This is a genomic window from Mycobacterium sp. 29Ha, assembly GCF_032883055.1.
Classification (GTDB): domain Bacteria; phylum Actinomycetota; class Actinomycetes; order Mycobacteriales; family Mycobacteriaceae; genus Mycobacterium; species Mycobacterium gallinarum.
Window position 1 is genome coordinate 372,454 of sequence record NZ_JAMQTI010000001.1, and the last position, 26,163, is coordinate 398,616.

24 protein-coding genes and 1 pseudogene are annotated in these 26,163 nt (G+C 66.8%); 14 read left to right on the forward strand and 11 right to left on the reverse strand.

All coding sequences use genetic code 11. The annotated features are described in order from the left end of the window. Positions 1 to 14: 14 nt before the first annotated feature. Complete coding sequence (locus tag M1248_RS01820; protein ID WP_163729733.1) at positions 15 to 545, reverse strand: PaaI family thioesterase; 531 nt, start codon at positions 543 to 545, stop codon at positions 15 to 17. Beyond that, positions 542 to 940, reverse strand: a complete 399-nt coding sequence (locus M1248_RS01825) for a winged helix-turn-helix transcriptional regulator (RefSeq protein ID WP_163729732.1) — start codon at positions 938 to 940, stop codon at positions 542 to 544. Before M1248_RS01825 ends, M1248_RS01820 begins: the two co-directional genes overlap by 4 nt. A gap of 144 nt (positions 941 to 1,084) precedes the next feature. Between M1248_RS01825 and M1248_RS01830 the strand changes: the two genes are divergently transcribed. The 12 genes from M1248_RS01830 to proB all read left to right on the forward strand — a co-directional run bounded on the left by M1248_RS01830 (position 1,085) and on the right by proB (position 16,579). Beyond that, positions 1,085 to 3,079 (forward strand): S9 family peptidase, encoded by a 1,995-nt coding sequence (locus M1248_RS01830; protein WP_163737357.1) that lies wholly within the window; start codon positions 1,085 to 1,087, stop codon positions 3,077 to 3,079. Positions 3,080 to 3,089: 10 nt separating this feature from the next. Continuing rightward, a complete protein-coding gene (locus tag M1248_RS01835) occupies positions 3,090 to 4,343 on the forward strand; it encodes a saccharopine dehydrogenase family protein (RefSeq protein ID WP_163729731.1) in 1,254 nt (417 codons plus the stop codon). An 82-nt stretch (positions 4,344 to 4,425) separates the two neighbouring features. Next, positions 4,426 to 5,040, forward strand: coding sequence for a DUF937 domain-containing protein (locus M1248_RS01840; RefSeq protein ID WP_163729730.1), 615 nt, complete (start codon positions 4,426 to 4,428; stop codon positions 5,038 to 5,040). Positions 5,041 to 5,126: 86 nt separating this feature from the next. After that, the gene (locus M1248_RS01845; RefSeq protein ID WP_317147391.1) at positions 5,127 to 7,778 is read left to right on the forward strand and encodes a valine--tRNA ligase; all 2,652 of its coding nucleotides are present in this window, start codon (positions 5,127 to 5,129) and stop codon (positions 7,776 to 7,778) included. Further along, a complete protein-coding gene (gene folC, locus M1248_RS01850) occupies positions 7,775 to 9,187 on the forward strand; it encodes a bifunctional tetrahydrofolate synthase/dihydrofolate synthase (RefSeq protein ID WP_317147392.1) in 1,413 nt (470 codons plus the stop codon). The genes M1248_RS01845 and folC overlap by 4 nt, the downstream gene beginning before the upstream one ends. Next, positions 9,184 to 9,585: a DUF4233 domain-containing protein gene (locus M1248_RS01855; RefSeq protein ID WP_317147393.1), complete on the forward strand. Its 402-nt coding sequence runs from the start codon at positions 9,184 to 9,186 to the stop codon at positions 9,583 to 9,585. Before folC ends, M1248_RS01855 begins: the two co-directional genes overlap by 4 nt. A gap of 10 nt (positions 9,586 to 9,595) precedes the next feature. After that, entirely contained in the window at positions 9,596 to 10,015 is a 420-nt protein-coding gene (ndk, locus tag M1248_RS01860) for a nucleoside-diphosphate kinase (protein WP_163729726.1), read from the forward strand. Positions 10,016 to 10,281: 266 nt separating this feature from the next. Next, positions 10,282 to 13,155 (forward strand): Rne/Rng family ribonuclease, encoded by a 2,874-nt coding sequence (locus tag M1248_RS01865; protein WP_410506603.1) that lies wholly within the window; start codon positions 10,282 to 10,284, stop codon positions 13,153 to 13,155. A 188-nt stretch (positions 13,156 to 13,343) separates the two neighbouring features. Next, positions 13,344 to 13,667: a 50S ribosomal protein L21 gene (gene rplU / locus M1248_RS01870; protein ID WP_083125208.1), complete on the forward strand. Its 324-nt coding sequence runs from the start codon at positions 13,344 to 13,346 to the stop codon at positions 13,665 to 13,667. A gap of 13 nt (positions 13,668 to 13,680) precedes the next feature. Beyond that, positions 13,681 to 13,947, forward strand: a complete 267-nt coding sequence (gene rpmA, locus M1248_RS01875; RefSeq protein WP_163729725.1) for a 50S ribosomal protein L27 — start codon at positions 13,681 to 13,683, stop codon at positions 13,945 to 13,947. Between the two features lie 92 nt (positions 13,948 to 14,039). Then, positions 14,040 to 15,485 (forward strand): GTPase ObgE, encoded by a 1,446-nt coding sequence (obgE, locus tag M1248_RS01880; RefSeq protein ID WP_317147395.1) that lies wholly within the window; start codon positions 14,040 to 14,042, stop codon positions 15,483 to 15,485. Continuing rightward, positions 15,482 to 16,579 carry a glutamate 5-kinase gene (gene proB, locus M1248_RS01885; protein WP_163729723.1) on the forward strand — a complete coding sequence of 366 codons (1,098 nt, stop codon included), beginning with the start codon at positions 15,482 to 15,484 and terminating at the stop codon, positions 16,577 to 16,579. The genes obgE and proB overlap by 4 nt, the downstream gene beginning before the upstream one ends. Before the next feature lie 54 nt (positions 16,580 to 16,633). Here the strand turns inward: proB and M1248_RS01890 are convergent, their stop codons facing one another. The 4 genes and pseudogenes from M1248_RS01890 to M1248_RS01905 form a co-directional block, all read right to left on the reverse strand. Beyond that, positions 16,634 to 17,296, reverse strand: a complete 663-nt coding sequence (locus M1248_RS01890; RefSeq protein WP_163729722.1) for a hypothetical protein — start codon at positions 17,294 to 17,296, stop codon at positions 16,634 to 16,636. A gap of 8 nt (positions 17,297 to 17,304) precedes the next feature. Continuing rightward, the gene (locus M1248_RS01895) at positions 17,305 to 18,141 is read right to left on the reverse strand and encodes an NAD-dependent protein deacetylase (protein ID WP_163729721.1); all 837 of its coding nucleotides are present in this window, start codon (positions 18,139 to 18,141) and stop codon (positions 17,305 to 17,307) included. Between the two features lie 129 nt (positions 18,142 to 18,270). Next, positions 18,271 to 18,729, reverse strand: a pseudogene (locus M1248_RS01900) (Hsp20/alpha crystallin family protein); the annotation flags it as partial. A 120-nt stretch (positions 18,730 to 18,849) separates the two neighbouring features. Continuing rightward, positions 18,850 to 19,389 carry an isochorismatase family cysteine hydrolase gene (locus tag M1248_RS01905; protein WP_317147396.1) on the reverse strand — a complete coding sequence of 180 codons (540 nt, stop codon included), beginning with the start codon at positions 19,387 to 19,389 and terminating at the stop codon, positions 18,850 to 18,852. Positions 19,390 to 19,432: 43 nt separating this feature from the next. Between M1248_RS01905 and M1248_RS01910 the strand changes: the two genes are divergently transcribed. Beyond that, positions 19,433 to 21,475: an NAD(+) synthase gene (locus tag M1248_RS01910; RefSeq protein WP_317147397.1), complete on the forward strand. Its 2,043-nt coding sequence runs from the start codon at positions 19,433 to 19,435 to the stop codon at positions 21,473 to 21,475. Here M1248_RS01910 and M1248_RS01915 read toward each other — a convergent pair. The 5 genes from M1248_RS01915 to M1248_RS01935 are packed head-to-tail and all read right to left on the reverse strand — an operon-like array spanning position 21,472 to position 24,805. Beyond that, positions 21,472 to 22,074 carry a methyltransferase family protein gene (locus tag M1248_RS01915; protein WP_163729718.1) on the reverse strand — a complete coding sequence of 201 codons (603 nt, stop codon included), beginning with the start codon at positions 22,072 to 22,074 and terminating at the stop codon, positions 21,472 to 21,474. The two genes, M1248_RS01910 and M1248_RS01915, sit on opposite strands and share 4 nt — an antisense overlap. Before the next feature lie 30 nt (positions 22,075 to 22,104). Then, entirely contained in the window at positions 22,105 to 22,716 is a 612-nt protein-coding gene (locus tag M1248_RS01920) for a cation transporter (RefSeq protein WP_163729717.1), read from the reverse strand. Then, on the reverse strand, positions 22,716 to 23,045 hold the full coding sequence (locus M1248_RS01925; RefSeq protein WP_163729716.1) for an ArsR/SmtB family transcription factor: 330 nt from the start codon (positions 23,043 to 23,045) through the stop codon (positions 22,716 to 22,718). The genes M1248_RS01920 and M1248_RS01925 overlap by 1 nt, the downstream gene beginning before the upstream one ends. A gap of 57 nt (positions 23,046 to 23,102) precedes the next feature. Beyond that, complete coding sequence (locus M1248_RS01930) at positions 23,103 to 23,927, reverse strand: enoyl-CoA hydratase/isomerase family protein (RefSeq protein ID WP_163729715.1); 825 nt, start codon at positions 23,925 to 23,927, stop codon at positions 23,103 to 23,105. Then, complete coding sequence (locus tag M1248_RS01935; protein WP_317147398.1) at positions 23,924 to 24,805, reverse strand: ribokinase; 882 nt, start codon at positions 24,803 to 24,805, stop codon at positions 23,924 to 23,926. Before M1248_RS01935 ends, M1248_RS01930 begins: the two co-directional genes overlap by 4 nt. Positions 24,806 to 24,878: 73 nt before the next feature. Between M1248_RS01935 and M1248_RS01940 the strand changes: the two genes are divergently transcribed. Further along, positions 24,879 to 26,150 carry a glutamate-5-semialdehyde dehydrogenase gene (locus tag M1248_RS01940; RefSeq protein ID WP_317147399.1) on the forward strand — a complete coding sequence of 424 codons (1,272 nt, stop codon included), beginning with the start codon at positions 24,879 to 24,881 and terminating at the stop codon, positions 26,148 to 26,150. The last annotated feature ends 13 nt before the right edge of the window (positions 26,151 to 26,163 follow it).

The window sequence follows — 26,163 nt, forward strand, 5'->3', positions numbered from 1 at the left end:
CGTATCGCGTGCGCCTAGAGATCGAAGATGAGGAGCGTGCTGGTCGCGGTGGCGACAATCGCTCCGGATTCGTCGGTCACAACGCCTTCGGAGAAGCCGACCCGCGATCCGGTCTTCACCACTGTGCCCACGGCGGTGAGGGCGCCGCTGCTCAGGCGTACCGCCTTGAGGTAGTTCACCTTGATCTCGATCGAGGTGTAGCCCTTGCCCGCGGGAAGGGTGCTGTGGACGGCGCAGCCTGTCACCGAGTCCAACAGCGTGCAGATCAGCCCGCCGTGAATCGCGCCGATCGGGTTGTACGCGGATTCGTCTGGCCGGCAAGTGAATACGACTCGACCTTCTTCGGCGTCGGCTATGGCGAACTCCATCAGACCGCTGATCGGCGGTTGCGGTAGACGGCCCTCGGCCATCGCCTGCAGGTAGTCCAGGCCGGCCATCGTCAGTCCCTTGGCGGTGCTCGGGCCCGGCTCGTGCCACGTGATGGTCTTCGAGCGTTGCGGGCCCCAGTCTGTGCTGGCGTCGGTATCGGCCAGGTCTGCGGTCATCGCTTGTCCTTCCACGTCGTCATCGAGGGGTAGTGGCGCTGGCGGTCGGGGTCGTCGAGGGAGACGGCGTGCGCCTTGCCCCACTCCAGGAGTGCGTCGAGAACGGGAATCAACGCCTGGCCGGACGCGGTGAGGCGGTACTCGTAGCGCGGGGGAGCGCCTTGGTACTGCGAGCGGGTGACGACATCCGCGTTCTCCAGCGCCTTCAGTCGGGCCGCGATGCGGTCGCGCGGTGCGCCGGTGCCACGCACGATGTCGGTGAAGTGGGTGGCGCCCAGCGCGATCTCCCGGATGACGAGCAGCGCCCAACGTTCTCCGACGAGCTCCAGCGCCGCCGCGATCGGACACGGCCGGCCGGGAAGTTCTGCCAGGGGCAGGGCACTCGGCGAGGTCATGCTTCGAGCCTGCCACGAGTCAGTTTGAAAATCAAACTGACGGCTCTGGACCTGCCCCGGTGCCGAGACTGCGGGCAGATCGCCAATCTGCAGAAAAACCCGATCTGGCAGCAGGCTCGGTGGGTCTCGGCGTGTGCTACCAACATGGGCATGACGCAGCCGACGCCGTTCGACGACCTCGACGCCTACGTCGCGTTGCCTCGCGTCTCGGGGCTGGCGGTGTCGGCGGACGGCACCCGGGTCGTGACCACCGTCGCCGAGCTCAACGAGAAGCGCACCGAGTACGTCAGCGCCGTATGGGAGCTCGACCCCGCCGGCGGGCAGCCTGCGCGACGGCTGACCCGCGGGGCCAAGGGTGAGTCGTCGCCGGTGTTCACCGCCGACGGCGACGTGCTGTTCGTGGCTTCCCGGCCGACCGAGGGCGACGACAAGCCGCCCGCGGCGCTGTGGCGTCTACCTACGGCGGGCGGTGAGGCTTTCGAGGCGCTCGCATTGCCCGGCGGGATCGAGACCGTGCGCACCGCCGCCGAAGCGAACCTCGCCGTGGTGCGCGCGCCGGCGATGCCCTCGGCCCGCAGTGTCGACGACGATCGACGTCTTCGGGAGCTGCGCAAGGACACCAAGGTCACGGCCATCCTGCACACCGGTTACCCGATTCGCCACTGGGACAAGGACCTCGGACCGGGAGTGCCGCACCTGTTCGGCATCGATCTCGATGACGACACCCCGAAGGACCTGACCGAAGCGCCGGGAAGCGCGTTGTGGGACACGGACTTCGATGTCAGTCCCGACGGCCGGTTCGTCGTCACCAGCTGGCAGCAGCCGGCCGCGGGTGCTGCCAAACATGCCGTTCTGGTGCGAATCGATACCGACAGCGGTGACCGGACCGTGATCGCCGACGACCCCGACGGTGACCTGTGGAGCCCGGTGATCGCGCCGGACGGAGCGTCGGTCGTATACGTCCGCGAATCGTATTCGACGCCCGAGATTGCACCACGGATCACGCTGCATCACTTGAGATTCGGTGATGATCCGATCGATATCGCGCCGGACTGGGATCGCTGGGCGACGTCGGTGAATTGGTCGCACGACGGCGCAGCGCTGATCGTCACGGCTGACCAGGACGGCCGAGGTCCGGTCTTCGCGATCGATCCGGCCGACGGCGCCGTCACGCAACTGACGCACGACGACTACGCCTACAGCGACGTCAACACCGCCCCCGACGGGGTGATCTACGCGTTGCGCAGTTCCTATGCGGCGCCGCCCCACCCGGTGCGCATCGATCCCGACGGGTCGGTCACCGAGTTGCCCTGTGTCGACGTGCCGCCGCTTCCCGGCACGTTGACCGAGGTCGAGGCGACGGCGGCCGACGGCACCAGGGTCCGTTCGTGGCTCGCGTTGCCGGAGGGCGCCAGGCCGGCGCCGCTGCTGGTGTGGATTCATGGCGGCCCGCTCGGCAGCTGGAATGTCTGGTCGTGGCGATGGAACCCCTGGTTGTTGACCGCGCGGGGCTATGCGGTCTTGCTCCCTGACCCCGGGTTGTCGACGGGATACGGACAGGACTTCATCCAGCGAGGGTGGGGCGCGTGGGGAAGCGCGCCGTACGAGGATCTGATGGCGGCTACGGACGCGGCTTGTGAGCATCCGCGTGTCGATGCCGACCGGACCGCGGCGATGGGCGGATCTTTCGGCGGCTATATGGCCAATTGGGTTGCCGGACATACCGATCGGTTTGATGCGATCGTCACGCATGCGAGCCTGTGGGCGCTCGATCAGTTCGGGACCACCACCGACGCGTCGTACTACTGGGTGCGGGAGATGACGCCCGAGATGGCGGCGGCGAATTCGCCACACCTCCATGTCGGCCAGATCGCCACCCCGATGCTGGTCATCCACGGCGACAAGGACTATCGCGTACCCATCGGCGAAGCACTGCGCCTCTGGTATCAACTGCTCACCGAATCGCGTCTGCCCGCCGCCGACGACGGCACCAGCCCGCACCAATTCCTGTATTTCCCGTCGGAGAACCACTGGGTGCTCACCCCCGCGCACGCCAAGGTCTGGTATCAGGTGGTGACGGCTTTCCTCAGCCGTCACGTGCTCGGTGAGGACATCGAGCTGCCGGAGACGCTCGGGTAGCGTCGCGACCATGGGTACCGATCGCGAATTCGACATCGTCCTGTACGGCGCCACCGGCTTCGTCGGCAAGCTGACTGCCGAGTATCTGGCCCAGGCGGGGGGTGACGCGCGCATCGCACTGGCGGGCCGGTCCCAGGACAAGTTGCTCGCCGTGCGGGAGACGTTGGGGGAGGCGGCGCAATCCTGGGAGCTGATCGCGGCCGACGCTTCACAGCCGTCATCTCTGAACGCGATGGCAGCCAGGACGCAGACGGTGGTGACGACCGTCGGGCCCTACCTGAAGTACGGGTTGCCGTTGGTGGCCGCGTGCGCTGCCGCGGGCACCGATTACGCCGACTTGACCGGGGAGGGCCTCTTCATCCGTGAATGCATTGACCTGTATCACAAACAGGCCATCGACACCGGTGCACGTATCGTCCACTCGTGCGGATTCGACTCCATCCCTTCGGATCTCACCGTATTCGCACTGCACCGCCGCGCAGAACAGGACAAATCGGGTCAGCTCGCCGACACCAACCTCGTAGTGCGAACTTTCGCCGGAGGAGTGTCAGGTGGCACGGTCGCCTCGATGCTGGAACTGATGCGCGCGGCGTCGACCGACCCCGAGGCCAGGCGTGTGATGAACGACCCCTACACCTTGACGCCCGATCGAGCCGCGGAACCCGAACTCGGCGGCCAACCGGACCTGCGCTGGCGTCGTGGCGGTGACATCGCTCCCGAGCTCGACGGCTATTGGGTCGGGCCGTTCGTGATGGCCGCAGCGAACACGCGAATTGTCCGCCGCAGCAATGCATTACTGAATTACGCCTACGGTCGACGGTTCGAGTACGCCGAGCAGATGAGTATGGGCCGCTCCCTTGTCGCACCAGTGACGGCCGCAGTGAGCGCAGGGGCGAACAATGTGATCATGGCGCTGGGGAGCCGCTACTTCAACCGGCTGCCGGGCAAGCTCATCGAGCGCATCGTCCCGAAGCCGGGCACAGGACCCAGTGAACGCACACGCGAACGCGGCCACTACACCGTTGAGACGTACACGACGACGACAACGGGTGCACGCTATCGAGCGACGATGTCGCAGCAGGGCGACCCTGGGTACAAGGCCACCTCGGTGCTGCTCGGCGAATGCGGTCTTGCGCTGGCCTTCGACCGTGACCGACTATCCGACTTGCGAGGTGTCCTGACGCCCGCAGCGGCGATGGGCGATGCGTTGCTGGCCCGATTCCCTGCGGCCGGAGTGTCGCTGGAGACAACGCGACTGAATTGATCTGCCCGCGCAGAACGTCTGTGTACCAATGGCATTTCGACTAGCGTCGCTTCCAATATCCCAGCGACGAAGGTGGGCAGTCATGGCTGGTCTTGATGATCTCTACGCGCAAATCCCCGTACGGGACATCGCCACCAAAATCGGTGCCGATGAAGGCGAAGTGAACAACGCGATCCGCACCCTGGTGCCCGCGCTGGTCGGCGGTCTGGCCGAGAACGTGCAGGCCGATCAGATCGACTCGAGCGACCTCGAATCCGAGGTGGCCCGGCAGGGCGCGAGCGGCCTGCTCGATGGCGGCGTCAGCGTCGACCAGGTCGACGAAAAGCAGGGCGACCAATACGTCGCGAAGATTTTCGGCGGCAACGACAGCGGGGCGGTCGCGTCCGCGCTCGCCGGTAAGGGTGCCGGTGGCGGTGACCTGATCAAGCAACTTCTGCCGATCCTGGCACCCATCGTGCTGGCCTACATCGGCAAGCAACTCACCAAGGGTTCGGCGCCGGCCGAGGCCCAGCAGGCGCCCGCGGGCGGCGGGGGAGGACTCGGCGACATCCTCGGCAGCATCCTCGGCGGCGCTGGTGGTGGCGGTGGCGGCAACAACCCGCTGGGCAGCATCCTGGGCAGCGTGCTGGGCGGCAGCGGCGGTCAGAGCAACCCGATGGGCGAGATTCTGGGCGGATTGCTCGGCGGCAAGAAGTAGGCCATCGGCAAGAATGACGCCCGGGCTGACGTGTGCCCGGCAATCCGCCTGAACGGCCACCACGCTGGAGTTCATAGAATGGCGCGGTGACCGACAGCTCCCACCCCGGCCTCGACGCCCTGCCCAAATCCTGGGATCCCGGCGCGGTCGAGAGCGATCTGTACGAGGGCTGGGTCAACGCCGGCTACTTCAAGGCCGACGCCGCAAGCGAGAAGCCGCCGTACTCGATCGTTCTTCCGCCGCCGAATGTGACGGGCAGCCTGCACATGGGCCACGCGCTCGACCACACGCTGATGGACGCGTTGACGCGCCGCAAGCGCATGCAGGGCTACGAGGTGCTGTGGCTGCCCGGCATGGACCATGCGGGCATCGCGACCCAGAGCGTCGTCGAAAAGCAGCTCGCCGTCGACGGCAAGACCAAAGAGGACTTCGGCCGCGAGCTGTTCATCGACAAGGTCTGGGACTGGAAACACGACTCCGGCGGCACGATCGCCGGCCAGATGCGGCGCCTCGGCGACGGCGTCGACTGGAGTCGCGACCGGTTCACCATGGACGACGGCCTGTCCCGCGCGGTGCGCACCATCTTCAAGCGGCTGTTCGACGCGGGGCTGATCTACCGCGCCGAGCGGTTGGTGAACTGGTCGCCGGTGCTCGAGACCGCCGTCTCCGACCTCGAGGTCAAGTACGAAGACGTCGAGGGTGAGCTGGTGTCGTTCCGCTACGGCTCGTTGAACGACGACGAGCCGCACATCGTGGTGGCCACCACCCGTGTGGAGACGATGCTGGGCGACACCGCGATCGCGGTGCACCCCGAGGACGAGCGCTATCGCGATCTGGTCGGCAAGACCCTGCCGCACCCGTTCGTCGACCGCGAGATGATCATCGTCGCCGACGAACACGTCGACCCCGAGTTCGGCACGGGCGCAGTCAAAGTGACCCCGGCGCACGACCCCAACGACTTCGAGATCGGCCTACGCCACCAGTTGCCGATGCCGACGATGTTGGACACCAAAGGCCGGATCGCCGACACCGGAACCGAATTCGACGGTCTCGACCGTTTCGACGCACGTGTCAAGGTCCGTGAGGCGCTGGCCGAACAGGGCCGCGTCGTCGCCGAGAAGAGGCCGTACCTGCACAGCGTCGGGCATTCCGAGCGCAGCGGCGAACCCATCGAACCGCGGCTGTCGCTGCAGTGGTGGGTCAAGGTCGAATCGCTGGCGGCCGCGGCCGGGGATGCCGTGCGTGACCACCGCACCGTGATCCACCCGCCGAGCCTGGAGCCGCGCTGGTTCGCCTGGGTGGACAACATGCACGACTGGTGCATCTCACGCCAGCTGTGGTGGGGCCATCGCATCCCGATCTGGCACGGCCCCGACGGCGACATGGTGTGCGTCGGCCCGGACGAGACCCCGCCTGCGGGCTGGGAGCAGGACCCCGACGTGCTGGACACCTGGTTCAGCTCGGCGCTCTGGCCGTTCTCCACCATGGGCTGGCCCGAGCACACGAAGGAACTCGAGAAGTTCTACCCCACAACGGTTCTGGTCACCGGGTACGACATCCTGTTCTTCTGGGTGGCCCGGATGATGATGTTCGGCACCTTCGTCGCCGACGACCCGGCCATCACCAGTGGGGGGACGCGCGGGCCGCAGGTGCCGTTCGAGAACGTGTTCCTGCACGGGCTGATCCGCGACGAGTTCGGCCGCAAGATGAGCAAGTCGCGCGGCAACGGCATCGACCCGCTCGACTGGGTCGACAAGTTCGGCGCCGACGCGCTGCGGTTCACCCTTGCCCGCGGTGCGAGCCCCGGCGGCGACCTGTCGATCGGCGAGGATCACGCCCGCGCGTCGCGCAACTTCGCCACCAAGCTGTTCAACGCGACCCGATTCGCGTTGATGAACGGCGCCGCACCCGCTCCGCTGCCCGACACAAGCCAGCTGACCGACGCCGACCGGTGGATACTCGGGCGGCTGGAGGAAGTTCGCGCCGACGTAGATGATGCGTTGGACAGCTACGAGTTCAGCCGCGCGTGCGAGTCGCTTTACCATTTCGCCTGGGACGAGTTCTGCGACTGGTACGTCGAATTGGCGAAGGTGCAGCTCGCCGACGGTATTCAGCACACCACGGCCGTGCTGGCATCGGTGCTCGATGCGCTGCTGAAGCTGCTGCACCCGGTCATGCCGTTCGTCACGGAAGTGTTGTGGAAGACGCTGACCGGTGGCGAGTCGCTGGTCATCGCCGACTGGCCACAGCCGTCAGGTTTCGCGGTGGATCAGGTTGCGACACAGCGAATCACCGATATGCAGAAGCTGATCACCGAGATCCGCCGATTCCGCAGCGATCAGGGCCTCAACGACCGTCAGCGGGTGCCCGCGCGGCTCTCCGATGTCGAGAAGGCGGGCCTCGAGGCCCAACTGCCCGCCGTCACCGCGCTGGCCTGGCTGACCGAGGCCGAAGACGGCTTCGATCCGTCGGCCGCGGTCGAGGTGAGGCTGTCGCAGGCCACCATCGTGGTCGAACTGGACACCTCCGGCACCGTCGACGTCGCGGCCGAACGGCGCAGGCTCGAAAAGGATCTGGCCGCCGCGCAGAAGGAACTCGCGGGCACCGAAGGCAAGCTCGGCAACGATGCGTTCCTCGCCAAGGCCCCGGCCGACGTGGTCGACAAGATCCGTAACCGCCAGCAGGTGGCCCGCGAAGAGGTCGACCGGATCACGGCCCGCCTAGCCGGCATGAAATGACCGGTCCCACCCCGGACGAGATCGCGTCGCTGCTCCAGGTCGAGCATCTGCTCGATCAGCGTTGGCCGGAAACGAAACTCGAGCCCAGCACCACCCGCATCTCGGCGCTGATGGAGTTGCTCGGCTCACCGCAGCGGAGCTATCCGTCGATCCACATTGCCGGAACGAACGGTAAGACGTCGGTGGCTCGGATGGTGGATGCGCTGTTGACCGCCTTCAGCCGTCGCACCGGCCGCACCACCAGCCCGCATCTGCAGTCCGCGGTCGAGCGCATCTCGATCGACGGGAAACCGATCAGCCCGGCGAAATACGTCGAGACCTATGGCGAGATCGAACCGTTCGTGCACCTCGTCGACCAGCAGTCCGAAGCGGCGGGCGGTCCTGCGATGAGCAAGTTCGAAGTCGTGACCGGGATGGCCTTCGCCGCCTTCGCCGACGCGCCGGTCGATGTGGCCGTTGTCGAGGTCGGTCTCGGCGGGCGGTGGGACGCCACCAACATCATCGACGCGCCCGTCGCCGTAATCACCCCGATCGGGGTCGACCACGCCGACTATCTGGGCGACACCATCGCCGAGATCGCCGGGGAGAAGGCGGGGGTCATCAAGAAGCAGGAGGACGATCTCGTTCCCATCGATACCGTCGCGGTGATCGCGCGTCAACTGCCCGAAGCGATGGAAGTGCTGCTGGCCCAGACGGTACGGGCCGACGCCGCCGTGGCGCGCGAGGATTCGGAATTCGCCGTGCTCGGCCGGCAGGTCGCCGTTGGGGGACAGCTGCTCGAACTGCAGGGCCTCGGCGGGGTGTACAGCGAGGTGTTCCTGCCGCTCCACGGTGAGCATCAAGCGCACAACGCGGCGGTGGCGCTCGCCGCCGTCGAGGCATTCTTCGGCGCAGGCGCGCAGCGACAGCTCGACATCGACACGGTGCGCGCCGGTTTCGCATCCGTAACCAGCCCCGGTCGGCTCGAGCGGCTGCGCAGTGCGCCAACGGTTTTCATCGACGCCGCACACAATCCCGCGGGTGCCGTTGCACTGGCGCAGGCGCTGCAGGAAGAATTCGACTTCCGGTTCCTGGTCGGCGTCGTCGCGGTGATGGCCGATAAGGACGTCGACGGGATCCTCACCGCGCTCGAACCCGTGCTCGACCAGATCGTGGTGACCCACAACGGTTCGCCGCGCGCGCTGGAGGTCGAGGCGCTGGCGATCCGCGCCGAGGAGCGGTTCGGCCCGGAACGGGTGATCGCCGCACCGACGTTGCCCGACGCGATCGAGACCGCCACGGCACTCGTCGAGGAGGCCGGAAATGAAGGCGAGGGCCTCGGCGGCTTCGGAGGGGTGGGCATGGTGATCACCGGTTCGGTCGTCACGGCAGGCGCGGCGCGGACGCTGTTCGGCAGGGACCCCGAATGACCGAGCAACCGCAGGGCCAGCCCGACCCCTGGAAGAGCTTTCGCGGCGTGATGGCAGGCACGCTGATCCTGGAGGCGATCGTCGTACTGCTCGCGCTGCCCGTCGTGGCGCGTATCGGCGGCGGGCTGACGGCCGTCAGCGGCGGATATCTGGTCGGGCTCGCCGCGGTGCTGGTGCTGTTCGCCGGAATTCAGGGGCGGGCGTGGGCCATCTGGGCCAACCTGGCATTGCAGCTGGTGGTGATCGCAGGAGTTTTCGTGCACGGCGCCATCGGCTTCATCGGCCTGGTGTTCCTCGGCGTGTGGCTGCTGATCGCCTACCTGCGCGTCGAGGTGTTGCGCAGGCAGAAGCGGGGACTGCTGCCCGGCCAGCAAGGCCCCCCGGACCAGTCCAGCTAGGCTGGCCCGCGTGACTGAGCCGACCGAGCGCACCCTCGTATTGATCAAGCCCGACGGCGTCAAGCGACAGCTGATCGGCGAGATTCTCAGCCGAATCGAACGCAAGGGGCTGACCATCGCGGCTATGCAGCTGCAGAACGTCAGCGACGAGCGTGCCCGCCGGCACTACGCCGAGCATGAGGGCAAGCCGTTCTTCGGGTCGCTGCTGGAGTTCATCACCTCCGGGCCCGTCGTCGCGGCCATCGTCGAAGGCCCGCGGGCCATCGCGGCGTTTCGTCAGATCGCGGGCGGAACCGACCCTGTCGAGAAGGCCGCGCCGGGCACAATCCGCGGCGATTTCGCGCTGATCACCCAGGACAACCTGGTGCACGGCTCGGATTCGCCGGAGTCGGCCGCGCGCGAGATCGGCCTGTGGTTCGCCGGCGCATAGGGCCCGCAAATAACCAGCTCGGCCAGCTTGGTCGGGCGCGGCGGCGTGATGTGGGATACTGGGCGCGGGTAACCGGCCGATTAACCAGCGGGTGGATGCCCGAATGAAGACTTTGACGTGCGCGACCATCGCCACGCGCGGTGCGGCGCAGACCGTCCAGCCATCATTCAGACCGGCACTGACGGTCCCCAACCTGGGGATTGATCGGAGCGAGACCATAACAAGCTCGGGCGAAGTGAACCCGGGTCAATAGCGGAAGCCCTCGCGTGGCCGCGTCAAACAGGACGCGCCCGGGGGCTAAAGGAGAATACGTGGCCGACGATGCCCATACCGAAGCCCCATCAGAAGAATCGCAGCACGCGGAGGATGTTCAGCCAGAGACGCTGACCGTCCCGCCGCCCGCTGAGCAGCCCGAAGAGCCCGACGCTGGGGTCGGTGCGGAGGCTGTCGCGGAGGACGTCGAGGCCGAGGAGCCAGCGGCCGAGGCTGATGATCGCGACGGTGAGGACGCCGACGGTGACGACACCGACGGTGACGACACCGACGGTGAGGACGCCGACGAGCCCGAATCCCGGCTGATGCTCGACACCACCCAGGAAGTGCCCGAGCGTGCGCACTACCAGCCGCTGTTCATGGCGCCTCAGCCGATCCGGGTCGAATACGACTCGGACGATGATGACGATGACGACGACGAGACCGACGACGACTCCGGTCCGGATTCCGACGACGAGCAGCCCGACAAGCCGTCCGCTCGGCGCAGGCGTCGCGGGCGTCGCGGACGTGGGCGTGGTCGTGGCGAACAAAATGGCGAAGACTCCGACGAGGGCGAGTCCGACGGTCGCAGCCAGGACTCCGGCGACGATTCAGACGACTCCGACGATTCCGATGACTCCGACGACGACAGCGGCGATGACGACAGCGCGGGCGGTGAAGGCGGCACACGTCGCCGTCGCCGGCGCCGGCGACGCAAGTCCGGCTCCGGGGACGACAGCGAGGGCGGATCGTCGGACGACCCGCCGAACACCGTCGTCCACGAGCGCGAGCCGCGTAAGTCCGGCCGCGGCGACAAGTCGGGCAAGTCCGGTGACGGCGAGATCCAGGGCATCAACGGGTCGACCCGGTTGGAGGCCAAGCGGCAGCGCCGTCGGGACGGACGCGACGCCGGACGCCGCCGGCCGCCGATCCTGAGCGAGGCGGAGTTCCTCGCCCGGCGCGAAGCCGTCGAGCGGATGATGGTCGTGCGCGACAAGGTCCGCACCGAACCACCACACGAGGGCGCGCGCTACACGCAGATCGCCGTACTCGAAGACGGCGTCGTCGTCGAACATTTCGTGACGTCGGCGGCGTCGGCGTCGCTGGTCGGCAACATCTATCTGGGCATCGTGCAGAACGTGCTGCCCTCGATGGAGGCCGCATTCGTCGACATCGGCCGCGGTCGCAACGGCGTGCTCTACGCGGGCGAAGTGAACTGGGAGGCAGCCGGTCTCGGCGGCGCCGCCCGCAAGATCGAACAAGCGCTCAAGCCCGGCGACTACGTCGTCGTGCAGGTCAGCAAGGACCCGGTCGGGCACAAGGGAGCTCGCTTGACCACGCAGGTCTCGCTGGCCGGCCGGTATCTGGTCTACGTGCCGGGTGCGTCGTCGACCGGGATCAGCCGCAAGCTGCCCGACACCGAGCGGCAGCGGCTCAAGGAGATCCTGCGCGAGGTCGTGCCGGCCGAGGCGGGCGTGATCATCCGCACCGCGTCGGAGGGCGTCAAGGAAGAAGACATCCGCACCGACGTCAACCGGTTGCAGGAACGCTGGACGCAGATCGAATCCAAGGCCGTCGAGACCAAGAAGAAGGCGGCCGGCGCTGCCGTCGCGCTCTACGAAGAACCCGACGTGCTGGTGAAGGTGATCCGCGACCTGTTCAACGAGGACTTCACCGGTCTCATCGTCTCCGGCGACGAGGCCTGGAACACCATCAACGAGTACGTGAATTCGGTAGCGCCCGAGCTCGTTCCGCGGATGAACAAGTACGAGACCGCCGCCCCCGACGGCCCTGACGTGTTCGCCGTGCACCGCATCGACGAGCAGCTGGCGAAGGCCATGGACCGCAAGGTGTGGTTGCCGTCCGGTGGAACGTTGGTCATCGACCGCACCGAGGCCATGACGGTGGTCGACGTGAACACCGGAAAGTTCACCGGCTCGGGTGGAAACCTGGAGCAGACCGTCACCCGCAACAACCTCGAGGCCGCCGAGGAGATCGTCCGCCAGCTGAGGCTGCGCGATATCGGCGGCATCGTGGTCATCGACTTCATCGACATGGTGCTGGAGTCCAACCGCGACCTCGTGCTGCGGCGGCTGACCGAAGCGCTGGCACGCGACCGCACCCGGCATCAGGTGTCCGAGGTGACGTCGCTCGGTTTGGTGCAGCTGACGCGAAAGAAGTTGGGCACCGGGCTGATCGAGGCTTTCTCGACGACCTGCTCGGAATGTGGCGGCAGGGGAATCCTGTTGCACGGCGACCCCGTCGACTCGACGTCCAACGGTGGTGGGCGCAAGGCCGAGACGGGCGGGCGTCGGGGCAAGCGCGGTAAGCGTGGCGCCAAGGCCGAGGATGTTCCCGTCGCCAAGGTGCCACCGCATCCCGCCGGCGAGCATCCGATGTTCAAGGCGATGGCCGCGGCCAACGGTCGTCATGAGGACGACGAGGACGAGGTGGACTCGGAGGCCGCTCCCGAGGAAGTCGCCGAAGTCGATTCGGAGACCATTCGCGAAGCCGTCGCCGAGGCCCCGGAGGAGGACTCGGAAGAGGACTTCGACGACACCGACGACGATTCGGATGACGAGTCCGATGAGGACGACATCGACCTGGATGACGACGAGGACGACGAGGACGACGACGACATCGAGGTCATCGGCGCTGACTCCGACGACGACGACGATGACGAGGACTCCGACGACGAGGACTCTGACGACGACGACGATGACGAGGACTCCGACGACGACGAGGACTTCGAGGACGACGAGGACTCCGACGACGAGGACGACGAGGACTTCGAGGAGCCCGAACCGGCTCAGGTCGTCGTTCCGGCCGGTCGGCACCGTCGCCGCGCGGCGGCCAGGCCTGCGGGACCGCCGATCAACGAGGACTGACCGCACGCGCTGACCTGGGGTGGCGTGACCTGCGGTGATTTGACCCTCGCCGCGCGACTCAAGTAATCTTGGGCAGTTGTCGCCAGGCCCGGAGGCCGGCGGCTCGGAAAGAACTAGAAAGACCCAGCAACCCAGACATGCGCAGCCACCAGTAGCGCGCGCCCGGAGACGAGAAGAAGAAGGACCTGATGGCAGGCGATAAGGCCACGTACGCGATCGTCAAGACCGGCGGCAAGCAGTACAAGGTCGCGGTTGGCGACGTGGTGAAGGTCGAGAAGATCGAGGCCGAGGCCGGCGCGAGCGTGTCGCTGCCGGTGGCCCTGGTGGTCGACGGTGCGAAGGTCACCACCGACGTCAAGGCGCTGGAGAAGGTCGCCGTCACCGGCGAGGTGCTCGAGCACACCAAGGGTCCCAAGATCCGCATCCACAAGTTCAAGAACAAGACCGGCTATCACAAGCGGCAGGGTCACCGTCAGCAGCTGACGGTCCTCAAGGTCACCGGAATCAAGTAGTAGGAGGCGACACATGGCACACAAGAAGGGCGCTTCCAGCTCACGTAACGGTCGCGACTCAGCCGCCCAGCGGCTCGGCGTCAAGCGGTTCGGCGGCCAGATCGTCAAGGCCGGCGAGATCATCGTCCGCCAGCGCGGTACTCATTTCCACCCCGGCGTGAACGTCGGGCGCGGCGGGGACGACACCCTGTTCGCCACGGCTCCCGGTGCGGTCACTTTCGGCACCAAGCGTGGTCGCAAGACGGTCAGCGTCGTGCGACCGGTCGCTTCGGAGGCCTAGTACTCGCTCCTTGATGTCGCAATCGACGTTTTGCAGCTGGGTACTCGCACTTTCTCTGCAAAACGTAGATTTCGACATGGAAAGGAACACCGATGCCCCGGTTCGTCGATCGTGTCGTGATTCACGCGAAGGCGGGCAACGGCGGTAACGGCTGCGCGTCGGTTCACCGCGAGAAGTTCAAACCACTGGGCGGACCCGACGGCGGAAACGGCGGGCGCGGCGGCAGCGTCGTGCTGGTCGTCGACCCGCAGGTGCACACCCTGCTCGACTTCCACTTCCACCCTCATGTCGATGCGCCGTCCGGCAAGCAGGGCATGGGCGGCAACCGCGACGGGGCCGCAGGCGCCGACCTCGAGGTCAAGGTGCCCGACGGCACGGTTGTGCTCGACGAGAAGGGCCGGCTGCTCGCCGACCTGGTCGGCGCGGGCACCCGCTTCGACGCCGCGGCAGGCGGGCGCGGCGGGCTCGGCAACGCCGCATTGGCGTCTCGCGCGCGCAAAGCGCCGGGATTTGCGCTGCTCGGGGAGAAGGGTCAGGTCCGCGACCTCACCCTGGAGTTGAAGACGGTTGCGGACGTAGGGCTGGTCGGATTTCCGTCAGCTGGTAAGTCGTCGCTCGTCTCGACAATCTCGGCGGCCAAACCCAAAATCGCCGACTACCCGTTCACCACGCTGACGCCCAACCTGGGCGTGGTGTCGGCAGGGGAGAACACCTTCACCGTCGCCGACGTTCCCGGCCTGATTCCCGGGGCATCGGAGGGCCGTGGTCTCGGCCTGGAATTCCTGCGCCATATCGAGCGGTGCGCGGTCTTGGTGCACGTCGTCGACTGCGCAACGCTGGAACCCGGCCGTGATCCGGTATCCGACATCGAGGCACTGGAAGCCGAGCTGGCCGCGTACACCCCGACGCTGCAGGGTGATACGACCCTGGGCGACCTGGCATCCCGGCCGCGCGCGGTGGTGCTGAACAAGATCGACGTGCCGGAAGCACGCGAGCTCGCCGACTTCGTCCGCGAGGAAGTCATCCGCAGGTTCGGCTGGCCGGTGTTCGAGGTGTCGACGGTATCCCGAGAAGGATTGCGGCCGTTGACGTTTGCGCTGTGGGACATGGTGTCGGAATATCGCAAGGCGCAGCCTGCCGCCGTGCCCCGCAGGCCGGTGATCCGGCCGATCCCGGTGAACGAGAGCGGCTTCACTGTGGCGTCCGACGGGGAGGGCGGTTTCGTCGTACGCGGTGCGCGGCCCGAACGGTGGATCGCCCAAACGGATTTCACCAACGACGAGGCCGTCGGCTACCTCGGCGACCGGCTGGCACGGCTCGGCGTGGAGGACGAACTGTTGCGCCTGGGCGCCAAGCCTGGCTGCGCGGTCACCATCGGCGACATGACATTCGACTGGGAGCCGCAGACGCCCGCCGGTGTTGACCTGCCGTTGTCCGGTCGCGGAACCGACGTGCGACTGGAGCAGACGGATCGGCCCCGCGCCCCTGAGCGGAAGGCCGCCCGCCGCGAGCGACGCAAACCCGGCGGTGATGCGTGACTCACCGGGAAAGCATCCGGACCGCACGAAGCGTCGTCGTCAAGATCGGCACGACCGCGCTGACCACGCCATCCGGGGTCTTCGACGTGGCCCGGCTGGCGACGCTGGCCGACGCGATCGAGGCCCGCATGGAGGCCGGTTCGGACGTGGTGATCGTGTCGTCGGGTGCGATCGCCGCCGGCATCGAACCGCTCAAGCTGTCCCGACGGCCCGCCGACCTGGCCACCAAACAGGCGGCCGCCAGCGTCGGGCAGGTGGCGCTGGTCAACGCGTGGAACACGGCGTTCGCCCGTTACAACCGCACCGTCGGGCAGGTGCTGTTGACCGCGCACGACATCTCGATGCGGGTGCAGCACACCAACGCCCAGCGCACGCTGGACCGTTTGCGCGCGCTGCATGCCGTCGCGATCGTCAACGAGAACGACACCGTCGCCACCAACGAGATCCGGTTCGGTGACAACGACCGGCTCTCCGCGCTGGTCGCCCACCTCGTCGGGGCCGACGCGTTGGTGCTGCTGTCCGATATCGACGGCCTGTACGACTCCGACCCGCGAAAGGGTAACGCGCGCTTCATCTCCGAGGTGTCCGGCCCTGACGACCTCGAAGGGGTTGTCGCCGGACGCAGTAGTCATCTGGGTACCGGCGGGATGGCGTCGAAGCTGTCGTCGGCGCTCCTGGCCGCCGATGCCGGAGTTCCGGTGTTGTTGGCCGCCGCGAGCGATGCCGCCACCGCGCTGGTCGACGCATCGGTCGGCACGGTGTTCGCTCCGCGACCCGAACGCATGTCGGCGCGCAGGTTCTGGGTCCGCTACGCCGCCGAGGCTTCCGGGGCGCTCACGCTCGACGATGGCGCGGTGCGAGCCGTCGTCAGGCAGCGACGGTCGCTGCTGCCGGCGGGTATCACCGCGGTGTCAGGCCGCTTCTTCGGCGGCGATGTCGTCGAGTTGCGTTCACACGATGCGACGATGGTGGCGCGCGGCGTGGTGGCCTATGACCACGCGGAGTTGGCCACGATGCTGGGCCGGTCAACGTCGGATCTGCCCGCCGAGATGCGCCGTCCCGCGGTCCACGCCGATGACCTGGTCGCCGTTTAACTGCGATTTGTGCACGTTGGGGAGCGGTGAGCGCTCCATAACGTGCACAAATCGCTAATGGAGGCGGGCGTGGAGCTTGGAAAGCACCGACTTGATCTGGTCGGCCCGCTCGTCGGCGTCCTGCATGACGTCGTCCTCCGCGGCCACCACGGTCACACCGTTCGCCTGTGCCGTCGCCTCGAAGCACGCACGTACCGCGGGGTCGGCCAGTATCAACGCGGCGAGCATGCCCGGCGCAAGCTCGCGCGACCGCAACATGCCGCGGTAGTGCACCTCGGCGGGTATGCGAATCTCCATCGCGCCGCCCTCGAGCTGCTGTTTCGCGGCGGCCAGCAGCAGAGTGAGCGCCGCGCGTGAGATGGCGCCGATCACTTTTCTGCGGAACGGGAACCACGGCACCGGCAGCCTGTCGATCTGGCTGTCCAGGCCGCCGGTGAACATGTACTCGATGAGGCTGCGGGTCCGCACCTCTTCGACGTCGGCCCACTCGACCTTGTCGCCGTCGAACTCGACGGTGTCTTCGCTGATCGCGACGCCACCGAAGTAGTTGAGCTTGCGCACCAGTCCGCGCAGCTTGCTCGGTGTCAGCGAGTGATTCGCGATCATGTCGCCGACGCCCAGAGCCCATCGGCCGGAAACGGGTCCGGGACCGGGGCGGTGGCTCTCTAGCAGCGACTGCAGCCAGGAGGCGTCGTCGTCTTTGGTGTCTGTGGACACAAGTTCATCTAAGCGGAGTTGGCGACGGCGGGCAGTTCATCGGCCAGCAGCGCGAGCATCTCCGAGCAGCCGGCGTCGATCTTGACTGTCGCATGGTCGTCACCGCGGGTACGTCCCCGGTTGATGATCGCAACCGGGATGCCCCGCGATGCCGCATGGCGGACGAACCGGAAACCCGAGTAGACCGTCAGCGACGACCCCGCGATCAACAGGGCATCCGCATCATCGACGAGTGAATACGCTTGTTCCACTCGCTCTTTGGGCACGCTCTCACCGAAGTAAACGATGTCGGGCTTGAGCATGCCTTCGCAGCGAAGACAGTCGACGATCGTGAACGTAGCGGTGTCGCTGACGACCGCGTCTGCGTCGGGGGCCACCGCGATGCCGCCCACCGCCTCCGCGCGCTCGAGGAAGCCCGGGTTGGCCGCTTCCAGAAGTTCGGCGAGCGCGGCGCGCGGCATCGTGAAACCGCAGTCCAGGCAGATCACGCCGGCGTACGTGCCGTGCAGGTTGACGACGTTGCTGCTGCCGGCCTTGGTGTGCAGGAGGTCGACATTCTGGGTGATCAACCCGGACACGACGCCCGCACGTTCGAGTGCGGCCAGCGACCGGTGTCCGGCATTGGGCATCGTTTCGTGCATGTGGCGCCAGCCGATGTGATTGCGCGCCCAGTAGCGCTGCCGAAACTCGCGGTCGGACGTGAACTGCCGAATGGTCATCGGGTTGCTCGGCGGCGAATCGGGCCCGCGGTAGTCGGGAATCCCGGAATCCGTGGACATTCCCGCTCCGGAGAGCACTGTGACGCGACGACCTCTCAGCAGGCGTACGAGCTCGGGGGCGTCCACCCCTTCCAGGGTAGTTCAGCCGGCGGGCTGCTCCTGGTTCTCGCCGGCCGGGAGCTCAGCCTGCGCATGCTCGTCGTGCTCGTCGTCATCGTCGTCGTCGTCAAAATCGTCATCGTCCTCGTCGACCAGAATCGTCTCGATGACCTCGACGTGCTTCTCGATCGGCGCGTCGTCCGAGAGGGTGACGGAGACGGTGAGGATGCCGCGGTCGTAGGTGGCGTGGATGTCGTCCTCGTCGGCGCCGACGGGCAGCGCGATAGTGCGCGCGAACGATCCGTACGAAAACTCCGAACGACCGTCGGTGTCGGCCGACTGTGTGCGCTCGGCCTTGATGGTCAGCGCGCCGTCGCGGACGGTGACCTCGATGTCCTCGATCGGGTCGACTCCGGGAAGTTCGACGCGAACCTGGTAGCGGCCGTCAGCGGTCTCGTCCTCGATGCGCAGCAGGTTGTTGTCGAAAAAGGGGCGCAGGCCAGCGATCGACGGCAGGCTGGAAAACGTTGAAAAACCAGGGAAAGGCCTGAAGAGTTCGGACAGCTCGAGGAGCACGGGGCGTGACTGACGTTGCACGGCAAGCTTATTCACGATTCCTCCAGGTGGCGCGCGGGCGAAAGGTCGACGATTCACGATGCGCGACGCAGGAAAAATCGCCGAAGCCGCAGTGGTGCATGTGGGCGAACTGCAGGCCAACACAAGGGTGCGGATTCGTCAGCGCAGGCACTTCTCAGCCGGTACCAGCTCTGCGTGCATGTTCTTGTTCATCATGGTCAGTGCGGCATCCCCGAGTTCGGGATCGATATGGGCCACGCAGTCCGGGGGGACGATGAACGAGAAATGACGCACATAGGCGTCGAGCGCGCTGTAGAGAATGCACTGTTCGGTCACCTGCCCGGTGATGATCAAACGCTCGGTCTCCAGTCGGCGGAGTAGATACGCGAGCGAGCTGGCGTAGAACGCGCTGTGGCGCACCTTGGTGACTCGCAGGCTGTCCTTGTCGGGGGCGACGGGTGTCACCAGATCTGAACGTTCGCTGTCCAGGGCGGCCTTCACGACGTCGTCGAAGTCCGCCGTGAAGTCGCCGTAGTTGTCGTTGACGTAGACCAGGTCGACGTCCTCGCGGTCACGGGCGCGCGAAATGAGGCCCGCCAGCGGATCCACGATGTTCTCGACGTTGGGCACCAGCGCGTCGGCATCCTCGTGTTGATAGGTGTTCATCATGTCGATGACCAGCAGAGCAGTGTCACTCATGGGGAGTTGCATACCCCGATCTGTTTTCGGGCAACAATGAACCATGGATTTCTACTCGGCGTACGGGCAGGGCTTCTTCCGTGTTGCCGCCTGTACCCACCAGACGACCCTCGCCGACCCCGCCGCCAACGCGGAGTCGGTGCTGCGGATCGCGCGGGGCTGTCACGACGACGGGGTCGGCCTGGCGGTGTTCCCCGAGCTGACGTTGTCGGGATACTCGATCGAGGACATCCTGCTGCAGGACACCCTGCTGGACGCGGTCGAGGATGCGTTGCTGGATATCACGGCGGCGTCGGGCGATCTGCTGCCCGTCCTCGTGGTGGGCGCACCGCTGCGCTACGCGCACCGGATCTACAACACCGCGGTCGTGATCCATCGCGGCCGCGTGCTCGGCGTCGTGCCCAAGTCCTATCTGCCGACCTACCGCGAGTTCTACGAGAAGCGCCAAATCGCGGCGGGCGATCTGGTGCGCGGCGCGATCCGGATGGGCGACGCGGATGTGCCATTCGGACCCGACCTGTTGTTCACGGCAACCGACATACCTGGCTTCGTCCTGCACGTCGAGATCTGCGAGGACATGTTCGTGCCTGTGCCGCCGAGCGCGAAGGCCGCGCTTGCGGGTGCGACGGTGCTGGCCAACCTGTCCGGCAGCCCCATCACGATCGGCCGTGCCGATGACCGCTGCCTGCTGGCCCGCTCCGCGTCGGCGCGCTGCCTCGCCGCGTACGTCTACGCCGCGGCCGGTGAAGGCGAATCGACCACGGACCTGGCCTGGGACGGCCAGACCATGGTGTGGGAGAACGGTGTCTGCCTCGCGCAGTCCGAGCGCTTTCCCAAGGGAGAGCGCCGATCCACGGCCGACGTCGACCTGGAACTGATTCGCTCCGAGCGGCTGCGGATGGGCACGTTCGACGACAACCGCATCCATCAGGGCATCACCCCCGAGTCGTTCCGGAGGGTGGAGTTCACGCTCGATCCGCCTGCCGGGGACATCGGTTTGCTCCGCGAGGTGGAGCGCTTCCCGTTCGTGCCCGCGGATCCCACACGGCTGGAACACGACTGCTACGAGGCATACAACATTCAGGTCGCCGGACTGGAGCAGCGGCTGCGCGCACTGAACTACCCCAAGGTGGTGCTCGGACTCTCCGGCGGACTGGACTCGACGCACGCGCTGATCGTCGCCGCCCGCGCCATGGATCGCGAAAACCGCCCACGTAGTGACATTCTCGCGTTCACGCTGCCCGGCTTCGCGACCGGTGAGCACACCAAGAACAATGCCAGCCGGCTCGCGGATGCACTCGGAGTCACGTTTGCCGAGATCGACATCAAGTCAACGGCGGAGTTGATGCTCAAGGAGATGGATCATCCGTTTGCGCGTGGTGAGAAGGTCTACGACGTCACCTTCGAGAACGTGCAGGCCGGTCTTCGCACCGACTACCTGTTTCGGTTGGCCAACCAACGCGGCGGAATCGTGCTGGGCACAGGCGATCTCTCCGAGCTCGCACTCGGCTGGTCCACCTACGGCGTCGGCGACCAGATGTCGCACTACAACGTCAACGGCGGAGTGCCCAAAACACTGATTCAGCATTTGATCCGGTGGGTCATCTCGTCGAACCAGTTCGACGACACCGTGAACGAGGTGCTGCAGTCGGTTCTCGACACCGAGATCACACCGGAACTGGTGCCCAGCGGTGAGGACGAGGAGATTCAGAGCAGCGAGGCCAAAGTCGGACCGTATGTGCTGCAAGACTTTTCGCTGTTCAGCGTGCTGCGGTACGGGTTCAGGCCATCGAAGATCGCATTCATGGCGTGGCACGCGTGGAGTGATCCTGAGCGTGGCGACTGGCCGTCCGGCTTCCCGCTGGACAAGCGGCCCGCTTACTCGCTGAAGGAGATTCGTCACTGGCTGCAGGTGTTCGCGCAGCGGTACTACTCCTTCTCTCAATTCAAACGGTCGGCGCTGCCCAACGGGCCGAAGGTGTCGCACGGTGGATCGCTGTCACCGCGGGGTGACTGGCGGGCGCCGTCGGACATGTCGGCGCGTATCTGGCTCGACGAGATCGAACGCGAGATCCCCGAGGACTAAGTGCGTCCCACTCCGGGGATGAACCGGCCGACAGCAGCGAGGTAATCGCGATAGGCCTCGCCATGCGCGGTCAGCAGGTAGGGCTCCTCGACCACGCGCACTTGAAGCTCGATCGTGACGATCAGCAGAGCGAATCCGATGACGGCGACCGGATTCGGTGTGATCAGGGCGAGTCCGAGGCCAAACGTCATCATCGCGGTGAAGATCGGGTTGCGCACCCACCCGAAGACGCCGGTGCGCACCAGTGTCGTCGTCTCGCTCTTGTCGACGCCGATCCGCCACGAGTCACCCATGTCCAGCTGCGCGTACACGGTGGTGGCGATACCGATCACGGCGATGACGGCGCCCGTGATTTGGATCCACGGCGCGTGCAGGAAATTCACCGGCGCGACCACGCGGAGCATCTGCAGGATGGGCGCGAAGACCGCGATACCCATGGAGATGATGAATCCCACTCCGGCGAACCACTCGACCGATCCGGGGCGGCCGCTGATGCCGCGGAATCCGGTGGATCCGGTGCGCCGCCGCTGTTCCCAACTGCGCCAACCGAATCCGAGTAGCGCGAACACCGCGAAGAGCACCAGCGCGATGGTGGGCATGACCATTTTATTCGGGTCCTTTCAGGACGTTCATGGACAGCATGGGTCTCCGCGCCAGGCGTTGACGCCTTCGCGCACGGCGATCGCGGCGATACCGAGCGCTGCGACGGGGTCGGCCCACGACCAGCCGAGCACGCTGTTGAGCAGCAGACCGGCCAGCAGAATCGCCGACAGGTAGGTGCAGAGCAGTGTCTGCTTGGAATCCGCTACGGCTGAGAGCGATCCGAGCTCACGGCCGGCGCGCCGTTGGGTCAATGACAGTACCGGCATGATTGCCAGGCTGAGCGCGGCAAGCACGATGCCGACGGTCGACGGGCGCGCCTCACCGATGCCGGCCAATGCGCGCACCGCGTCGACGGTGACGTAGGCCGCGAGCGCGAAGAACGAGAACGCGATGAAGCGCAGCGCCGTCTTCTCCCGCGCTTCCGGGTCGGCGGCCGAGAACTGCCACGCGACCGCAGCCGCCGACGAGATCTCGACAACGGAGTCGAGGCCGAATCCGATGAGCGCCGAGGACGACACTCTGGTGCCTTCGGCCAGCGCCACCACCGCCTCGACCACGTTGTAGGCGATGGTGGCGGCCACCAGAAGTCGGATCCGACGGGTAAGCACTGCCCGCCGCGCCTCGGTCAGGGCGGTCATCAGCAGCAGTCGTCGGTTTCGGCGGCCGGGCAGCACGCCGGATCGACGGCGAGGACCAGGCCGACCAGATCGTCGAGGGCGTGCGCGATCCGCTTGTCGGCCAATTCGTAGCGGCTACGCCTGCCCTCGGGTTGGGCGACCACCAGACCGCAGCCGCGCAGGCAGGCGAGGTGGTTGGACAGGATCTGACGCGACACCCCGATCTTGTCGGCCAGGTCGGACGGGTAGCCGGGCGCGTCGCGCAGCATCAACAGGATTTCGGCGCGGGTCGGATCGGACAGTGCGTATCCGAAGCGTGAGAGCGCGTCGCTGTGAGTCACCGCCTGCATGGGACTGACGGTACATCAGATTCTGTATTCAGAAAACCCTGAACTATTAAATCGCGTCTAGAGGCGGCCGTCGAGGCGCAGGTCGGGGTGCACCCAGTTCGGCGAACGCCGCTCCTTGAACGACATGAAGCCCTCCAGGGCCTCGGGCCCGGACAGGCCGGCCTGCATGCCGATGCGGTCGAACAGTCCCAGGTAGTTGTCCAGGCTGGACTTGACCAAGCCCCTGGCCGCGGGTGCGGTCCGGCAGCATTGACCGAGCACTTCGCGGGCGGAATCGAGGAGCTCGTCGTGCGGGACGATCCGCGCGACCATGCCCCACTCGTGGGCCTCCTGCGCGGTCAGCGTGCGGCCGGTGAACATCAGATCGCGGGTGCGGACCGGGCCGATGAGGCGCGCCAGCATCTGGCTGTAGTACGTGTCGGCGATGCCGCGCAGCAGCTCGGGTACTCGGAACGTCGCCCGATCGCTCACCACCGTCATGTCACTGCACAGCGCGATCTGCAACCCGCCGCCCTGACACAACCCGTTCACCGCCGAGACCACGGGCTTCACCGACTGGCGCAGCGTCTCGAACGGCGTGACGTCCATGCCAAGCGCCGAACCGAACGTCAGCCAATCGTCGCTGCCGTCGCCGCCGCCCATGTCGCCGCCGGGGGCGAACACGTCACCGGTGCCGGTGATCAGCAAGCCGGCCAGATCCGGGTCGGCGTCGACGTGCCTGACCGCGTACCGAATACCGAAGTACATCGCGGGTGTCATCGCGTTGCGTGCCTCGGGCCGGTCCAGCGTGCACACCCCGAACGCACCCTCACGGGTGAAGCGCAGGTACGGGGTGCCCAGCCAGTCGCCCTCGGGTGGCCGCGGTGGCCCGGTCTTCGTCATAAATGTCCCTCGCTCGCTTTTCTGTTGGAAACCGCATCATCGATGGCCTCGGCGTACGGCGCGCAGTCGCCCGCGCCCGGCACCAGCGTCGACAGTGCCCCGGCCGCGCATGCCCGGCGCAGGGCGACCTCGTGGCCGGTCGGCCAGCCGGCGGCCAGCACGCCGGCGAATACGTCGCCCGCACCCGTGGTGTCGACGGGCGTGACCCGCGGCGCGGGGACATCGAAGCGTTCGTCCTCGCCGAGGTAACTCGCGCCTCGCCTGCCGCGGGTGATCACAAGATGGGCGACGGGCCAGTGCCATTCACGAGCTTCCGCTTCGTTGACGACGACGACGTCGGCCAGTTCGGACAGTGCGAGCAGATCGTGCGGCCGCGCGCCGGACGGGGAGGCGTTGACGATGACTGTCGCGCCGGCGGCCCGGGCGACGCGTGCGGCAGCGATCGCGGTGGCGATCGGGATCTCCAGCTGCAGCAGAACGACATCGCTGTCGGCGATGACTGCCTGGACGTCGGCGGAGTCGACAGACAACTTGGCGTTGGCGCCGGGGGCGACCACGATGTTGTTCTCGGCCGCGGCGTCCACCACGATGGCCGCCGTGCCGCTGGGCCCGGCCACCGACACCAGCCCGTCGAGCCCTACGTCGTTCGCGGACAGGTGCGCGCGCAACTGCTCGGCGGTCGCGTCGCTACCGAGAGCGGCGACAAGCTGCACCGATGCGCCCGCGCGCGCCGCGGCCACCGCCTGATTTCCGCCCTTGCCCCCTGGTGAGGACAGCAGTGCGGACGCCAGCACCGTTTGGCCGGGCCGCGGTAACGCGTTCACGGTGAACGTCAGATCGGCGTTGACACTGCCCACAACACAGACCCGTGCGGCCATAACAGCCAAGCTAGCCCAGGCCCGCTACCTGACACGTGTCGAACTGCCCAGAGAGGTTCGATACGCTGGCTCAATGAGTGTGCAGGCTGCAGCCTGGAGTGAAGCGACAGATGGGCCTGGGTCCGACTTGCGCTCGCAGGTCCACGACGCCGCCCGCCGGGCCCGCGTCGCCGCCCGCACCCTGGCCACGCTGTCCACCGAAACCAAGAACCGCGCGCTGCATGCCGCGGCAGACGCGGTGCTTGCGCGGGTGCACGAGATCCTCGCCGCCAACGAGCGCGATCTCGAGGCTGCCAGAGCCGCAGGCACACCGGAGGCCATGCTCGACAGGCTCGCGCTGAATCCTCAGCGTGTGGACGGCATCGCCGCCGGACTGCGACAGGTCGCCGGGCTGCCCGACCCCATCGGCGAGGTGCTGCGCGGGCGCACGCTGCCCAACGGCCTGCAGTTGCGCCAGCAGCGCGTCCCGCTCGGCGTGGTCGGCATCGTCTATGAAGGCAGGCCGAACGTCACCGTCGACGCGTTCGGGTTGACGCTGAAGTCCGGCAATTCGGCGCTGCTGCGCGGAAGCTCGTCGGCGGCCCAGTCCAACGAAGCGCTCGTCACCGCGCTGCGGGCAGCGATGGTCGGTGAGGGGCTCGAACCCGACGTCGTGCAGCTGCTTCCCAGCGCCGACCGCGCCAGCGTCACGCATCTGATCCAGGCCCGCGGTCTCGTCGACGTCGTGATCCCGCGTGGGGGAGCAGGGCTGATCGACGCCGTGGTGCGCGACGCGATGGTCCCCACCATCGAGACCGGTGTCGGCAATTGTCATGTGTACGTGCACGAATCGGCCGATCTCGATGTTGCCGAACGCATTCTGCTCAACGCCAAGACGCGCAGGCCCAGCGTGTGCAATGCCGCCGAATCGCTGTTGATCGACGCCGCGATCGCCGACACCGCGCTGCCGCGGCTGACGAAAGCGCTGCGCGACGCTGGCGTCACGCTGCACGAGAATCCGTCGGACGACGAACTTCGAGCGGAGTTCCTGTCGATGGACATCGCGGTCGCGGTGGTCGACGGTCTCGACGCCGCGATCGAGCACGTCAACGAATACGGCACCGGTCACACCGAAGCCATCGTGACAACCAATCTTGCTGCTGCACAACGGTTCACAGAGCAGGTGGACGCCGCGGCGGTGATGGTGAACGCATCGACGGCGTTCACCGACGGCGAGCAGTTCGGGTTCGGCGCCGAGATCGGCATCTCGACCCAGAAGCTGCACGCCAGGGGTCCGATGGGCCTGCCAGAACTGACATCGACCAAGTGGATTGTGTGGGGCGACGGCCAGACCCGTCCCGCCTGATTAGGAGTAGCCG